This window comes from Microcoleus sp. FACHB-672 (assembly GCF_014695725.1).
GTDB lineage: Bacteria > Cyanobacteriota > Cyanobacteriia > Cyanobacteriales > Oscillatoriaceae > FACHB-68.
On record NZ_JACJOU010000015.1, the window covers coordinates 116861 to 134302 of the forward strand.

Sequence of the window (17442 nt, forward strand, 5' to 3'; positions counted from 1 at the left end):
CTCTGAAAGTCAATATAGCAATTTTTCCATTACTTGTGTTTAGTATTCCCAAAATTTTTAGAATTTAACACGCAACTGACCTGTCAGTGATCGATTATTATAAGCACTTTCTCCTGTAATTGCATTGCGGACATTACTGTAGCCATAACCGAAATCTGCTTCCACATTCGGGGAAATCTTGGTTGTACAGCGAGCTTGATAGGTACTGGCATCATCAATTTTTCCATTCAAACGTTGTTTTCCTAGGTTAGCGAACAGTCGGCATTTTAGAAATTTAAAAATATTTCCTTCCCATCCAACTTCACCGTTATAAACGAGAAAATCTGGAGGAGAAAAATATCCCTTTTGTGGATCATTCTCATAGCTCCAAGTAAATAAGTTAGCAGCTAGAAAAAATTGTTCGATTTTTCGCTCTAGCCGGCTAAAAGATTGCTGCTCGTAGTTACCATCATTATAAAAACCAAAGCGATAGAGAGAGAAGAAACTGGTATAGCGGTCAATTTGCCAGTAGATATTTGGCCCAAATCTCCAAGCGGTAATTAAATTTTCTAGAGTTTGAGCATTGAACTTGTATGGCCCTTGTTCGACCATTCCTGTGAGAAATAGACCCGAATCTAAGTTACCGGCTGGACTTAAATTGGTAAAAATTGGCTTGTCTACTTGCGCGTTAAAGTTGAGAGCAGTTGGAAGCCGGCTAAATAAATCAACTCCACCAGCAACGCGGAGGTTGTATGTACCAATTTTTCCTTCCCAGCCTATTTGCAGGGGAATATTTGTAATATCGTCTTTGTAAGATTGGTCGAATGTATTCCAGCCGGTTCTAAATCGGATTTTTTGACCGTTTTGTAAGCCAAACTGAAACGTTGGTTCAATAATTTGGTTATGCTGACCGTAGTTATCTTTATCATCTCGGAAGTCAATTTGCAGATTTTCTAAAACAGCAAATGGGTTAGCCGGTTCTGATTCTGTTTTTGGTTCTGTTGAGGCCGGTTTAGCTTCTGGAGGCGGTTTGGGGGGTTCGGGTGGCGGTGGCGGTGGCAGCCGCAGTTTTGGATTGAAATTCTCAGGGCCGGCAATTAAAATCGGCAGTGAATTTAAAGGATAATCGAGGGCAACATCACGCTTTTCAAGGCTGCTTTGAGGCTCTAATTGAAAGCTTTCCAGCTCAACAGCTTGCCCGGTTCCTTTATTACGATCTAGTTGAAGCGTTTTCTGATCGACAACGGATTTGGCTTTTTTGTAAAGTGCTGGATGAACGTTTTCTAACTCAGAAGCCGGTGTCACGGGTTCGGAGAAATTCGGGTCAAGATTTTTCCGAGCTATAGCAGAGTTTGTTCGTTCCCTCAAACTGGATGATAAGTTCCAATTCTCCAGGATTGAGGAAGAAATAGAGTGTTCAGTTTCAGCTCGTAACTCAGTTCCTCCCAATAGCCAGAAGCCGGCGATCCAAAAGATCCCCCATTGGAGTTGTCGGTTTCCCGAAAGCAACTTTTTACACGCCCAATGATTGTGCGAAACCACACTATGTCGAAAATTGACTGTCATCAGTTAGAGCTGTAGTGGTATAGGTTGAACCTCTTCAACCAGCTATTATAAAACCTATGGGCAAACGTAACAAAAATCAGCTTCTCTGTGACTTAATTCATGTAAACCTTTAACTTTTTATCATAAAATCTCTGATTTTATAGGTCAAATCTTTTAAACCTAGGGCACTCTTTGTATAACTCGCAACATAGAACGCTGCGAACACGGACAAAAAATGATGAGAGTTTTCAGCGCCAATTGCCTACCAAAACATAGGGTGCCCAAAAATAGGGTATTCTATACCGGCGCTCTTGCAAAAGACTTAATTGAGCGCGTCTGAGTGCTTCAGCTTTAGTGATACTGCTTTCTTTCGCTAACTCCTCATAAAAGCGAACCATCAAAGTCGCAGTAGAATTATCACTCACTCTCCACAAAGTCGCTAAAGTGCTGCGTGCCCCCGCTCTTACAGCGATGCCGGCTAATCCCAAGGCAGCGCGACTGTCGCCTTCTGCAGTTTCACACGCACTGAAAACAAGTAATTCAATAGGACGAGATAAATCTTCTTCTTTTCCTCGAAGTAAGCTGTCTAAATCCTTAACATTAATCACCCCATCCCAACTTAAGACAAATGTTTGCTCGGATTGAGAGCTAAATTGACCGTGAGTGGCAATATGCACGACCGGAAAAGGAGATAATTTGATTTCTTTTTGCAGATTACTATTCGTAAATTCCTGATTTAACAAGATTCGGCTCGGAACTTTATCGTTAATTTGCTGCAATTCCCGCTCCACATTTGGAAGTTTGGAAAACCCTTGACGTTCTTCAGAGATGCCGGCTGTTAGCACTTCAAGTTCTTCTCGTGCCAAAGGTTGAGGCGGGAGTAGCTGTAACCCAGGAGTTACAGCTATGCTGTATTTTTCAATTAAATACTGCTGTCCATCGTGCAGCGCACCCATTGGGACATTCCGCAACAAACCATCCAGCACAAACACCAAAGTTTGCGCGTTGCTTTGCTTGAGTTCTGCCTCTACAGGTCGGATCAACCAATCATATACTTGTTGTGAAGATTGCAAAACTTGCTGATTGTTAGCAGCCAGCCGTCCTATATCTTGTTGCAGTTCATTAACAATGCTTTCAATTTCTTGCTGAGGTTTCAGTGTGCTATAAAGGCGCAATGAAGATTGTGGTAGTGCTAAAATGACCGCTAATCTATCTTTCAAAATAATCGGATAAATAACTGCAGCGCCGGCATCTACTTGATCAATTTGCACCGGCTTCGCATCTAAGCAAGCTTCTTGAAAGAAGTTATCCAATTCAGCAAGCTGAAGGGACTCAATAACCTGACGTGCTTGACGCAAATTTTCTTGACTACTTTCGTCTTCTGCCGTAACTAATAAATCTACTAATTCTCGATAAACAGGTTCTACACTTTCTCGAAAAGAAAATTGCACGTCTGGATTATCACGATTAATCGCCACTAAATCGCTGCGGAGAGATTGGAGGGTTTCAACTGCGACTGAATAAGCCGCGATCGCCTCTTTCTTTTCTCCGCGTTCCTTTAACAGTCGTCCTAATTGCCATTGCCAGCGATAAGCAATATCTGAGGCATTCATGGCTTGAGCCAAAACGAGGGCTTGCTGGGTAAGGTTCTGGGCTTCCTGAGATTGCTTGCTTAGCTCGTATAATTCCCCTAAACTGCCAAGCGCGTAAGACTCTGCTCTGTTATCTTTTAAAGTTTTGCTTTGTTGAACTGCTATTGCTAAAACGTTTGCAACATCAGTTATTTGCGTTTGATTGTTATTGGTTAATTTTTCTCGATTATTAACGAATGATAATAAACTGTAAGCTAGGTTAATTCGAGCATAGACTGAGCGACGACTGGCGGGTAATTGCTCAATTTGCAACTGTATTGCCGGCAGTAAAGATTCAGCCTCACTAAATCGCTGGCTGCCGGCAAGCAAGCTAAACTGGTTGAGCTGTGCTTGCAACCGCAGTTTTGATGATGTGGAAATTTCAGCAGCCGTTTGATAGGCATCAAGAGCGGCTTGTATTTCTGTTTTTTCTGCTTCTGTATTTTTTAAAACAATTGCTCTTTGGGCTATCGCCCTAGCAGTATTTCCCAAACTTAATTGAGCGGCGCTGATGGCTAAATTCGAGTCTAGTTGTTGTGAAACTTTTAAGCTTTGTTGCAATAAGTTGCGAGATTTTTCTAAGTCACCGCTCACTCGCAAGGCATTTCCTAGACTTCGCAATCCTGTTGCCTTTATTAAAGAATTGGGTTGATTTTGTAAAGAGACTTCTACCTGCTCTAATGTCTTCCTAGCTCGGCGGTAGAGTCCCAAAGCTTGCATCGCTTGAGCTTGATTGATTTGGCTGCCGATTGCCCCTTCTGTGTCGCTAATTTGGGAGTATGTAGCAGCAGCTTCTTGCCAAGCGGCTAAGGCTTCTTCGGGTTTTCCTAAAGCAAGTTGCAGATGCCCTTGAGTATTTAAAGCTTGAGCGAGAATCGATAATTCTTCTGTGCCGGTGTCGCGATTTTCATTTGTTTGCAGTATAGCAAGACTGGAAGAGATCGCTTCGGTTGCTTCTTGCCATTGTTCTAGTTGTTGATAAGCAAGGGATAAATAGTTGAGTGCTAGTGCTTCATTTAATCTGTCTTCCGAAGTTTTGAGGACAGAAGCCGCTTGTTGCCACACAGTTGCGGCTTGTGAAAATTGTTCTGCTTGAAAGAATTCCCGACCTTGTTGCATGAGCTGTTGGGAACTGGGGGAAGATTGGGCAACAGCAGGTAGGTTTTTAAATTTAGCAAAGCTCCCCTTAAAAAGGGGAAATTCAGTAATTGTTATAATATTGAATAGGGAAAAAATTAAAATTCCTAAGTAAAATTGAAGCAACCACTTTTTGCCGCCATCCCGATCCAAATAGGAGCGAAAGCGAAGAAGTATATTTTTACAAAATTGTCTTAGAGGCATGGTTGTAGAATCTCAGTTTAAAGGACATTGCTGTTGCGTGAAACCAGGATTGTGGGGGGAGGCTCCCGGCACTTGTGCGACGAGTTCCACTTGCCCTTTGGAATTAATTATCCATCCTTGTGCTTCAGTTAGTTGCACAGTCCTAGTTGTCGAGTCTTGCCTATTGCCGACAATTCTTGTCTGTTCCTCTGTTCCAGAATTCGCTCGTTCACCGGCGATTGGTCTTAAATCAATCCAAGTTGCTTCATCTGCAATTGCTTCATAAGGGTTAGGCGGCAAACCGCCTCTGCCGGTGACACTGAATTTGCTTTGATCCCTACCCCGCCGGCAGGTAGAGGTAATTAAGCGCGTAGCATCCACAGGATTTTCTGGTAATTTTAATAATCCCTGACTGGGGTCGAGATCGGGAGTGTTCAGAATAACAGTGCCGATTAATTCTGGGCTTCCACCAGTGGCGGTAATATCAGAAGCGGGTGTGAGTTGTTGTCGGAATTGTGGGCCAAAGATACCTTGCGTATTGATCGTGACAGTTCCTCCTTGAGATTCTTGGGAATTGGCTGTAATATCACTATTTTCTAAAGCAGCTAAGACATTGCTGTCTATGTTGATATTGCCACCGATGACATTCTGGCCTTGTGCATTCGTATTAATTGCGCTGCCTCGCCGCAATATCAAACTGTGGGAACGCAAGTTAATGGTTGCTTGCACCTCGTTGGAGCTAGTGTTGGCACTGCGGGTATCAGCGTTCAGGAAAGCTAAGTTGTCCAAATAGATAGAGCGAGCATTGATATTAATGTTGCCGGCATTCCCTTCGCCATAGCTGCTCATAGCGATGATGACTCCATCCCGCAAGTGTAAAGTATTCGTGTTGATGTTCAAGTCTCCCGCTACTCCGGTTGATTCTGGAATGGTAATAGCACTAATTGCAAGCACTGCAAAGGGTAAGCCGGTTCTTCCTATTATGTCCACAGACTCAGAAGCATCTATATCGATAGTTCCTCCCTTGCCTTGCCTCGATATAGATGCTCCTATCACTGCCCAGTTTTGGATAATCAACCTCCGAGTTTTAATCTTGATGTTGCCGGCAACTGCGGCACTGAGCGTGGAAGTAAACAAGCCAGTATTAGCTGGTACACCCAGAAGTTCAAAATTGTTAGCTCCAATGAATTCTGCTGAAACAGCAGCATTTACAGTAATCGCTCCACCGGCTCCTTCACCAGCAGTGCCGGCAATAGCTAGCCCCAAATTCTCAAAAAGTAGAGAACGGGTATTAATTGTGATGTCGCCGGCTGCTCCAGTGCTTCCAGGTCTATTACCCGTAATTAAACCAGAGTTATCAACCTCTGTAGAGCCTGTTGCATTCACTCTCACAGCGCCACCTCGACCGGCTCCAGTTGTGGAAGCAACGGTGAAAGCTCCATTGTGTGCCGTAAATCTAGAAGTGTTAATATCTATATTTCCCGCATTTCCTTCTCCAAAACTAATAGTAAACAAGCCATTGCGAAAATCTGAAGGGCCTGTTTTACCGCTAGCAATCTGTTGCAAAGTTTCCACAAATCTTCCAGTTCCTATTAATTCCACTGAGTCGGACGCATTGATGATAATATCTCCCCCAGAAAGCGATCCCAAGGTAAAAGAGACAATGCGCGACCCAGAACCGAGTTGGAAGTTACGTGCTTGAATTTGGATTTCGCCACCACCGATGCCACTGGTATTGACTATTGCGTTATTCTTGAGTTGAATATCTCCAAATTTTTCGACGCCAGAATAGCCCAAGGAAAACCCTTTCTCTACAGGTGTCAGCGTTACATTCCCGTCAGTCACACTTCCAAGTTCAATCCGTCCTCCGGGTGTTGTCGGTACTAAATTTCCATTGACCATAGCGATGGGAATTCCGCCGGCAACAAGACCTTGTACGACGGGATTATTACTGCCAGAGATGGTTACATCCCCACCGACCAAGGCTAGCGTTTTTTCAGTTTGCACTGACAGATTTGATCCCTGCACAACAATTGCACCTGGAATCTGCCCGTTGGGAGAAAATGATTGTTTAGTTCCCACCTCCAAACCCACCGGCACACTCACAGTTAGTAATGGCGTTTGAGGATTAACCGCACTAAATTGTGTGCCATCTGCAAAATTCATCTGACTGGCTGTACTTGCTAGAAATGATCCCCCAATATTGAGCTGGGCATTCGGGCCAAAGATAATTCCATTTGGATTGATTAAAAATAAATTGGCTGTGCCGTTCGCTTGAATACTGCCATCAATGTTAGAAATTGATGAGCCAGTTATTCGAGTAAAAATATTCTGAATATCTAAAGCATTATTAAAGTTAGCGGTGTTCCCAGTTGGAATTGAAAATTCTCGAAAGCTGTGGAATAAATTTGTGCCGGCACTTGTTCCGCCTTCAATAATACTGGTATTGCCCTGTGGGGTAACCCTAGAATTAATCGGCAACGTTGCATCCGGGACAATTTGCGCTTTTACTTGAGCAGATAAACTCAAATAAGTAAACAGAAAATAAGAACTAAAATATTTGAGAAAATGAATTAATTTGTGACAACATATGAGTTTATTGTTCATGGCATTGCTGTCGAATAAATTGGGGAGTTTGAGGAGTTACTGCCGGCACCTGTGCGACGAGTTCCACTAGCCCTTTGGAATTAATTATCCATCCTTGTGCTTCAGTAAGTTGAGGATTAAGAGTTGAGGCAACCTTGTTGGGCGCAGCAGTGAGCGATGAATTGTCTGATTCCCCCCGGCTTGAGAACTGCCCTAGAGCCGGTCTTAAATCAATCCAAGTGGCTTCATCCGCAATGGCCTCATACGGGTTCGGGGGTAAACCGCCTCTGCCTGTGACTGTAAATTCGCTTTGATTCTTACCCCGACGGCAGGTAGAAGCTACTAATTGGGTGGCATCCACAGGAGTTTGGGGTAAGTTTAATAATCCTTGAGCGGGGTCAACATTAGGGGTGGTGACACTGACGGTTCCACTTAAGGAAGAATTTGCTCCGGTTGCCGTGATGTCACTACTCGGAAGTCGGGCAGGATCTAATAAAAGCGGATCACTGGTGTTGAGCAAACGTTCAAGATCTTCGCGACTGCGAAACACAGAACCAAAAATGGCTTGAGCATTGATGATAATGTTGCCGCCACGGGCATTTTCAGAATTGGCGCTGATGTCGCTATTTTCTATTGCGGCAATCACATTAGTATTGACAGTCAAATTCCCGCCTGTGACTTGAGAGCCGGTGGCATTTGTGGTGATCCGACTGCCTTGGCGCAGGATTAAGGCAGAAGAGCGCACATCAATATTTCCCCCACTTTCTCCACCTTGGGCGTTGGTAGAAATGCTGCTGCCATCACGCAAGGTGATGGTGGGAGAGCGTAACTCGATAGTTCCTCCCCCTGCTGGGGTTTCCGCTGTCAAGCTGCTAGTGTTTGACAGCCCGATAGAAGCAGCATCCACTCTGAGGTTGCCTGCTTTTCCTTCTCCACGACTGCTCACGCTAGCTATCGCCCCATCCGCTAGTCGTAAGCGAGGGGTTTCAATGGTCAAATTGCCCCCCTCTCCGGTGGCTCCGGTTGCGGCTGTAGCCAGTAAGGCGCTGGAAGAGGAACCATCGGCTGAGCGGCCAATCACTTCCACCGTATCGCTGGCCTTGACGGTCAAGTTTCCCGCCTTGCCAGGGCCAAAGGTAGCTGTTGATACCACTGCCCCATCGACTACTCGTAAGCGAGCGATTTCAATGGTTAAATTGCCCCCCTCTGCAGTGGCTCCAGTTGCGGCTGTAGCAAACAAGCCGCTGGAAGAGGAACCATTGACTGAAGTACCAATCAGTTCCACCGTATCGGTGGCCTTGACCGTCAAGTTTCCCCCCTTACTGGAGCCAAAGGTAGCTGTTGATAGCGCTGCCCCATTGGATACTCGTAAGCGAGCGGTTTCAATGGTCAAATTGCCCCCCTCTCCAGTCGCTCCGGGTTGGGCTGTAGCAAGCAAGGCGCTGGAAGACTGACCATTGGCTGTAATGCTAGTCACTTCTACCGTATCGCTGGCCTTGACCGTTAAGTTTCCCGCCTTGCCAGGGCCAAAGGTAGCTGTTGATACTACTGCCCCATCGGATACTCGTAAGCGAGCGATTTCAATGGTTAAATTGCCCCCCTCTCCAGTCGCTCCAGTTGCGGCTGTAGCAAACAAGCCGCTGGAAGACTGACCATTGGCTGAAGTACCAATCAGTTCCACCGTATCGGTGGCCTTGACCGTCAAGTTCCCCCCCCTACCAGAGCCATTGGTACTTGTTGATACCAGTGCCCCATCGGATACTCGTAAGCGAGCGGTTTCAATGGTCAAATTGCCCCCCTCTCCAGTCGCTCCAGGTTGGGCTGTAGCAAGTAAGGCGCTGGAAGACTGACCATCGGCTGAAGTGCCAATCACTTCTACCATATCGCTGGCCTTGACCGTCAAGTTTCCCGCCTTACCAGGGCCATTGGTAGCTGTTGATACTACTGCCCCATTGGATACTCGTAAGCGAGCGGTTTCAATGGTCAAATTGCCCCCCTCTCCGGTGGCTTGGGGTTGGGATCTAGCAAGTAAAGCGCTGGAAGAGGAACCATCGGCTGAGCGGCCAATCACTTCCACCGTATCGCTGGCCTTGACGGTCAAGTTTCCCGCCTTACCAGGGCCATTGGTACTTGTTGATACCTGTGCCCCATCGGATACTCGTAAGCGAGTGGTTTCAATGGTCAAATTGCCCCCCTCTCCGGTGGCTCCGGGTTGGGCTGTAGCAAGTAAGGCCCTGGAAGACTGACCCTCGACTGAGCGGCCAATCACTTCCACCGTATCGCTGGCCTTGACGGTCAAGTTTCCCGCCTTACCAGAGCTAAAAGTAGCTGTTGATACCTGTGCCCCATTGGATACTCGTAAGCGAGCGGTTTCAATGGTCAAATTGCCCCCCTCTCCGGTGGCTTGGGGTTGGATTTCAGCTAACAAGGAACTGGGATACTGACCATCAGTTGAAGTGCCAATCACTTCCACCACCTCCGATGCGCGGACGCTCAGGGTTCCCGAAGGTTCCGCACCTTCGGTGAGAGCCAAAATGGCTGAGCCATCACTCAGCGTTACCCGCCGTCCTGCTACAAAAACATTGCCTCCCCCTGCACCACTGGCATCAACCGATGCCGCTCTTGAAAGACTAATATCCTGAAAATTGTTAATGCCAGGGTAGCTCAATGCCATACCTTGATTCGTGGGGGTTAGCGTCACCAGTGTTTCTGCGGCGACGCTGCCCAATTCTATTCGTCCGCCTTCTGCGGTGAGGTTGCCGCCTTCTAGCGCTAGATTACCGCCCAGCAACGCTAAGGTTTGGCCGGCTGCCACCTGAAGTCCAACAGGCCGGTTATCCCTGATGGTGGCTCCAGTCTCCGGATCGAAACTGAGATTGTGAGCAGAACCCTGCACCACAATATGTCCCGGATTTGGCCCCATCTGCAAGCCTACCGGCACACTCACCGTTAGTAACCCAGTTTGAGTAGGGGTTGCACTAAATTGTGTTTTATCTGCAAAATTTACATAACTTGCGGTACTGGCTAAAAATGAGCCACCAATATTTAATGCAGCATTGGGGCCAAAGATAATGCCATTCGGATTAATTAAAAATAAATTGGCTGTACCGTTGGCTTGAATTAACCCATCAATATTAGAAATTGAGCCACCCGTCACTCTTGTCAGGATGTTTTGAATCTCGGCAGCATTATTAAAAAAAGCCGTACCGTTAGTTGGGATAGAAAATTGTTGAAAGCTGTGGAATAAATTTGTGCCGGCACTCGTTCCGCCCTCAATAACACTTGTATTGCCCTGTGGGGTAACGGTAGAATTCACCGGCAACGTTGCATCCGGGACAATTTGTGCTTTTGCTTGACCAGATAAGCTGATAAAAGTCAATAAGAAAAAATAACTAGAATATCTGAGAAAGTGAGTTAATCTGCCACAATATATTCGTCGTTTATTCATGGCATTGCTGTGGAATAAATTGGGAAGTTTGAGGCGCTACTCCCGGCACTTGTGTGACGAGTTCCACTTGCCCTTTGGAATTAATCACCCATCCTTGCGCTTCAATCAGTTGGACAGGGCTAGTTGTTGAATCTTGCCTGTTGCCGGCAATTGTTGTCTGTTCCTCTGTTCCAGAATTTGCTCGTTCCCTGGCAATTGGTCTTAAATCAATCCAAGTGGCTTCATCCGCAATGGCTTCATAAGGGTTCGGAGGTAAACCCCCTCTGCCGGTGACAGTAAATTCGCTTTGATTCTTACCCCGCCGGCAGGTAGAAGCCACTAATTGGGTGGCATCAACCGGGATTTCGGGTAAGTTTAATAATCCTTGAGCGGGGTCAACATTAGGGGTGTTGACACTCACTGTTCCACTTAAGGATAAATCTGCACCTGTGGCGGTAATGTCACTACTCGGAAGTCGGGCAGGATCTAATAAAAGCGGATCACTGGTGTTGAGCAAACGTTCAAGATCTTCCGGGGTGCGAAAAACAGAACCAAAAATGGCTTGAGCATTGATGGTAATGTTACCGCCACGGGCATCTTCAGAATTGGCGCTGATGTCGCTATTTTCTATTGCCGCAATCACATTAGTATTGACAGTCAAATTCCCGCCTGTGACTTGAGAGCCGGTGGCATTTGTCGTGATCCGACTACCTTGGCGCAGGATTAAGGCAGAAGAGCGCACATCAATATTTCCCCCACTTTCTCCGCCTTGCGCGTTGGTAGTGATACTGCTGCCACCGCCCAAGGTGATGGTGTCAGAGTCTAACTCGATAGTTCCCCCTCCTGCTGAGGTTTCCGCTGTCAAACTGCTAGTGTTTGACAGCCCGATAGAACCAGCATCCACGATGAGGTTGCCTGCTTTTCCTTCTCCACGACTGCTGACGGTAGCTATCGCTCCATCGGCTACTCGTAAGCGAGCGGTTTCAATGGTCAAATTGCCCCCCTCTCCGGTGGCTTCGGGTTTGACTGAAGCATCCAAGCCGCTGGGACGCGAACCATCAGCTGAGGTGCCAATCACTTCCACCGTATCGCTGGCTTGGACGCTCAAATTTCCCGCCTTGCCAGGACCAGAGGTACCTGTTGCGACATATCCCCCATCGACTACTCGTAAGCGAGCGGTTTCAATGGTCAAGTTGCCCCCTTCTCCGATGGCTCCAACTTCAGTTTCAGTATCCAAGCCGCTGCGACGCTGACCATCGGCTGAAGTGCCAATCACTTCCACCGTATCGCTGGCCTGGACGCTCAAGTTTCCCGCCTTGCCAGGGCCAGAGGTATTTGTTCCTACATATGCCCCATCGACGATTCGTAAGCGAGGGGTTTCAATGGTCAAATTGCCCCCCTCTCCGGTGGCTCCTTCATTGGCTGAAGCACTTAAGGCGCTGGAAGAGTCACCATCGGCTGAAGTGCCAATTACTTCCACCGTATCGCTGGCCTGGATGTTCAAGTTTCCCGCCTTGCCAGGGCCAGAGGTACTTGTTCCTACATATGCCCCATTGATGATTCGCAAGCGAGCGGTTTCAATGGTCAAATTGCCCCCCTCTCCGGTGGCTCCTTTATTGGCTGAAGCATCCAAGACGCTGGAAGAGTGACCGTCGGCTGAAGTGCCAATCACTTCCACCGTATCGCTGGCCTTGACGCTCAAGTTTCCTGCCTTGTCAGGGCCAGAGGTACTGGTTCCTACATATGCCCCATTGATGATTCGTAAGCGAGGGGTTTCAATGGTCAAATTGCCCCCCTCTCCGGCGGCTCCTTCATTGCCTGAGGTCTCCAAGTTGGAAGACTCACCATCAGTTGAGGTGCCAATCACTTCCACTGTATCGCTGGCCTTGACCGTCAAGTTTCCCGCCTTGCCAGGGCCAGAGGTATTTGTTCCTACATAAGCCCCATCGACGATTCGTAAGCGAGGGGTTTCAATGGTCAAATTGCCCCCCTCTCCCCTGGCTTCTTCATTGACTGAAGCACCCAAGGTGGAAGATTTACCATTAGTTGAAGTGCCAATCACTTCCACCGTATCGCTGGCCTGGACGCTCAAGTTTCCCGCCCTAGGGCCAGAGGTACTTGTTCCTACATATGCCCCATCAATGATTCGTAAGCGAGGGGTTTCAATGGTCAAATTGCCCCCCTCTCCGGTGGCTCCTTCATCGACTGAAGCACCCAAGCTGGAAGACTCACCATCGGTTGAAGTGCCAATCACTTCCACCGTATCGCTGGCCTGGATCGTCAGGTTTCCCGTCTTGCCACCAGAGGTACTGGTTCCTACATATGCCCCATCAATAATTCGTAAGCGAGGGGTTTCAATGGTCAAATTGCCCCCCTCTCCGGTGGCTCCTTCACTGACTGAAGCACCCAAGCTGGAAGACTCACCATCGGTTGAAGTGCCAATCACTTCCACCGTATCGCTGGCCTGGATCGTCAGGTTTCCCGTCTTGCCACCAGAGGTACTGGTTCCTACATATGCCCCATCGATGATTTGTAAGCGAGGGGCTTCAATGGTCAAATTGCCCCCCTCTCCGGTGGCTCCTTCATTGACTGAAGCAAATAAGCTGGAAGACTCACCATCAGTTGAAGTGCCAATCACTTCCACCACCTCCGATGCACGAACGCTCAGGGTTCCCGAAGGTGCGGAACTTTCGGTGAGAGCCACAATACTTGAACCATCAGTCACCGTCACCCGTCGTCCTGTTACAAAAACATCGCGTCCCGCTGCACTACTGGCATCAACCGATGCCCCCATTGAAAGACTGATATCCTGAAAATTCTCAATGCCAGGGTAGCTCAACGCCATACCTTGATTCATGGGGGTTAGCGTCACCAGTGTTTCTCCCCCGACACTGCCCAATTCTACTCGTCCGCCTTCTGCGGTTAGCTTGCCGCCTTCTAGAGCTAAATTACCGCCCAGCAGCGCTAAGGTTTGACCGGCTGCCACCTGAAGTCCCACAGGCGGATTATCCCTGATGGTGGCAAAAGTCTCTGGATCGACACTCAGATTGTTATAAGAACCCTGGACCACAATATTTCCCGGATTTGGCCCCATTTGTAACCCCACCGGCACACTCACGGTTAATAAAGGCGTGGTTTGAGGTGATGTCGCACTAAATTGTGTCCCATCAGCAAAGTTAATTTGATTGGCTGTACTGGCTAAAAATGAGCCACCAATATTTAGTGCAGCATTGGGGCCAAAGATAATGCCATTCGGATTAATTAAAAATAAATTGGCTGTGCCATTGGCTTGAATTAACCCATCAATATTAGATAGCGAACCCCCCGTTACCCTTGTCAGGATATTTTGAATATCGGCAGCATTATTAAAGAAAGCAGTACCGTTTGTTGGGATAGAAAATTCTCGAAAGCTGTGGAATAAATTTGTGCCGGCACTCGTTCCGCCCTCAATCACACTCGTATTGCCCTGTGGGGTAACGGTAGAATTCCCCGGCAACGTTGCATCCGGGACAATTTGTGCCCCAGCTTTGGGAAGAAAGGAAGAAAGACTTAACAGTAAAAGCCCAGAAGATAAAAACACTTTTTGGCTTAAAGTTTTTAAATTGTTATCTTCCTTGATAGTTGGTCGGCTATGGGTGACAGTGGCAAACCGTCGGCGATTAGCTGTAACAGATGTTTCCGGTTTCTGTTGGTTCATAAGCGCCGATTTAGGAAATGCCAATTAAACTATCAAAAACTGGCTAAAAAAACTGTTCAGCCTAAACTTTTCCTTTATTCAAGGTGAACTTTCTAGCACAGTCATGGTAAAGGGAAGATCAACCGACAACTCAGCCATTTGTTTCAAGCCGGCTGATTCTAAAAGTGTTTGCCACTCTTGCGCTAATGCTGGATCGTCAGGGGTTTCGCGGCGTAATTCAGCTAAAGTTGCCACAGCTTCATGCCAAATTCCCGCTTCCGCATATAATTTTGCGCGTTCTTGGGGCGCTGCTTTCTGGATCTGACTCGCCACCTCTAAACTCATTTCAGTGTGCTGAGTCCACCCCTCTACAAAAATATCTTTTCGGCGGTTATCTGGGTTACAAATCACTGAAAAATACCAGTGATAATTCTTGCCAGGTTCTAATTTTATTTGCTCCTTCGGTAAGCTGACACTGACGATAGACGATTGCCCAGAAATTGGAATATCTTCTGATCTATAGAGATCCTTTTCGTTTTCATCCTTCAAAACAAATTCTGCCTTTCGAGCAGAAGTTTCAGGGAGATAAACAAAAAATTGAGGAGACTCTGACACCGTCACTCCAAATTCAGCCGTGTCTGGTATCAAATCTGGCATCAGTGCAGTTAACAGCGGCACGGCACTTTTTTCGTCCTGTTCGCATTTTCCTCCACGAGTTCCCCCGCCTACGGTTTCCGGTGTTCCTATCCCTTTTGGCGGTTTATAATCCGCGACCTCAATGGTTTTACTAGGCAATGCTTTCCCTTGGCTGAGCGAGAGCAGAGCTAGGGCGTGGCTCGGTATAAAGTTAATCGTTAATGTATTAAAAATTACAAGCAAAAAAAATGCAGGACGCAGGCGTGAGTTTAGTTCAGTCATTCTAAAGTCTCCTTCTTTTAAGAAAATTGCAGATTAAAGCATCCCCAATCTGTTAATTTTTAACCGAGTGGGAAGAGAAGTAACTGTTATTTGCAATAAAAGTTTACAATATCAGATATGTACCTGGAAAGATCACTCAACCGGCACTTGATAAACCTTAACCGGCTGTTCGCGGCCTTTCAATAAAACAGTCCCAATCAGTTCTGTGGCAAATTTGTCCTGGGTGTATTGGCAAGTTTCTTCAGCAATTAAAATCCGGCAAATCCCGCCATCAATCGACTTATCAAAACTTTCCAAGCGGGAGGCGATATTAACCGTATCGCCAATAATGGTGTAATCTTGTCTCTGATTAGATCCCAAGCTGCCAACAACCACTGTGCCGGTGGCGATTCCAACTCGCATGGCAACAGTCGGCTTCCCTTGCATTCGCCACTGCCGGTTTAGCGATTTCAAAGCCTCTGCCATTCCCAAGGCACACTTCACCGCTTTTTGAGCATCTAAAGCAATTTCTTCAGGCGTGGTGGCGGCAATGGGAACGCCGAAAACTGCCATAACTGCATCGCCAATAAATTTATCAATTGCACCATCACAATCAAGAACAATTTGAGCCATTGCACTCATATATTCGTTCAGCCAAGACATCAAGACTTTAGGTTCCATTCCTTCAGCAATACTGCTGAAACCTTTTAAATCTGTAAACAGAACAGTTGCAATCATTTCTTGTCCCTGTAACTGTCCTTCTTCGAGAATTTTATCCCGATCTTCCCAGATTGCTTCGGCTATTTTAGGAGTAACGTGCCGGCCAAATAAATTCATCACTGTTTGGCGTTCTGCACGTTCAATATTAGCAATATAAGCTGTAATTGCGCTTACAGAGCCGGCTAAAGCAAGGACTGAGGGAACAAGCGGAATCCACCAACCGCCTAGAAAAGCGATGAAAGAACCCCCTATCAGAAGGCTGCCGGCAATTAAAATCGTGACCCCTGTCCAAGAAACTGAGTAATAAGTCTTTTTGCCGGCAGCATATCGCCCCATCCAAACTGAGGTTGCCCCAATCACTGACCAACCAAAAATCCATAACATTTCTAAGGGTTCAGACCAAACTTTAATAAGAGGCCGGTTATCCAGTGCCGCACTAATAATTTGGCTGATTAAGTTAGCATGAATTTCTACACCAGAGGTTGGGTTAGGCGCTGTATTCAGCCCGCTATCATAAGGAGTATGGAAGTAATCTTGCAAACTAAGAGCCGTTGAGCCGATTAAAACCACTCGATTGCGTGCGAAATCTGGTGCAACTCGATTTTCCAATACATCGGTCATTGATACAATTTTGAACGTCTTTTGCGGCCCCCTAAAGTTCATTAATATTTGGTAGCCTTTGTAATTTGTGCGGATATAACTGCCATCATTTGCTCTTAAACGCACAAAGACTGCTTGAGCTAATTGTAAATAGTCGGAATTGACAGCTGCGTTTTCAGGTTTAATTCCCTTACTTTCAAGATAAATGAAAGCCAACTTCAGCCCAAAGCTCATTATACTTTCACCATTTTTTGTTTCCAAAAATAGCAAGCCGCGACGGATTTTGCCGTCTGGATCTAATACGAGATTATTTGCTCCTACTTGATCAAGTTTAGTCAAGATTGGTGAGGGATTGACTGCAAAGCCGGTGCCATCTCGACTGACTCTTTTAACTCCAATTAGATTAGGCGTAGTTTTCAAAACTTTGATTAAATTTTGATGACCGGCTCCTACAGGTAAGTCTCGATAAATATCTAGTCCAATGGCACTTGGCTGCTGTTGTTTCAGTTTTTCAATTAACTGGGCAATCGTAGAATCAGGGATAGGCCATTGACCAGCTTTTTGGATATCTGACTCAGAAATTCCAACAATAACGATGCGAGAATCTACCGGCTCTTGGGGACGCAGGCGAAAAAATTGATCGAGTGCTGCCCATTCCAGAAGTTGTAGTAAGCCGGTTAAGCGCAGGGCTATTAACAGGCCGGCAACACCAGAAGCTCTAAGCAAGACACTCGGTGATTCTCTAACTAGGATATGTCTGATTTTTTCCCACATATCACTTTTGTGCCTGCTTTGAAAAAGTATAAAACTTGAGTTTATTCTAAAATAATTATAATCGGCAAATTAGATTAGGAGTTAATTTATAACTTCACTTAAATTTAAAAGTTATAAGCATTTTGCAATTTACTGAGGGATAGAAAAACCTGGTTTTTGGGGCTAATTTATGGCAGTTGAAAGTTTTTCTGTATTTTCAAGCAATATTTATCAATTAAAATAAAATAAGCTTGATTTGATATTTGTATAATTTTAAAATAAGTTCAATTACTTAATTAAAATTATAC

General features: G+C 46.2%; 7 protein-coding genes and 1 pseudogene. All 8 read right to left on the reverse strand.

Features of this window, described 5'->3' with window-relative positions; translation table 11 throughout:
* Positions 1-57 precede the first annotated feature (57 nt).
* The gene (locus tag H6F56_RS10390) at positions 58-1545 is read right to left on the reverse strand and encodes a hypothetical protein (RefSeq protein WP_190667543.1); all 1488 of its coding nucleotides are present in this window, start codon (positions 1543-1545) and stop codon (positions 58-60) included.
* A 227-nt stretch (positions 1546-1772) separates the two neighbouring features.
* Entirely contained in the window at positions 1773-4496 is a 2724-nt protein-coding gene (locus tag H6F56_RS10395; RefSeq protein ID WP_190667545.1) for a CHAT domain-containing protein, read from the reverse strand.
* A gap of 12 nt (positions 4497-4508) precedes the next feature.
* A complete protein-coding gene (locus tag H6F56_RS10400) occupies positions 4509-7004 on the reverse strand; it encodes a filamentous hemagglutinin N-terminal domain-containing protein (protein ID WP_199312722.1) in 2496 nt (831 codons plus the stop codon).
* A 67-nt stretch (positions 7005-7071) separates the two neighbouring features.
* The gene (locus tag H6F56_RS10405) at positions 7072-10401 is read right to left on the reverse strand and encodes a filamentous hemagglutinin N-terminal domain-containing protein (RefSeq protein ID WP_416360990.1); all 3330 of its coding nucleotides are present in this window, start codon (positions 10399-10401) and stop codon (positions 7072-7074) included.
* Positions 10382-10441, reverse strand: a pseudogene (locus H6F56_RS27305) (hypothetical protein); the annotation flags it as partial. The pseudogene H6F56_RS27305 and the gene H6F56_RS10405, both read right to left, overlap by 20 nt.
* Before the next feature lie 60 nt (positions 10442-10501).
* Complete coding sequence (locus H6F56_RS10410; protein WP_190667551.1) at positions 10502-14185, reverse strand: filamentous hemagglutinin N-terminal domain-containing protein; 3684 nt, start codon at positions 14183-14185, stop codon at positions 10502-10504.
* 78 nt (positions 14186-14263) lie between these two features.
* A complete protein-coding gene (locus tag H6F56_RS10415) occupies positions 14264-15082 on the reverse strand; it encodes a DUF928 domain-containing protein (protein WP_190667553.1) in 819 nt (272 codons plus the stop codon).
* Between the two features lie 132 nt (positions 15083-15214).
* On the reverse strand, positions 15215-17155 hold the full coding sequence (locus H6F56_RS10420) for a CHASE2 domain-containing protein (protein ID WP_190667555.1): 1941 nt from the start codon (positions 17153-17155) through the stop codon (positions 15215-15217).
* Positions 17156-17442: the final 287 nt, after the last annotated feature.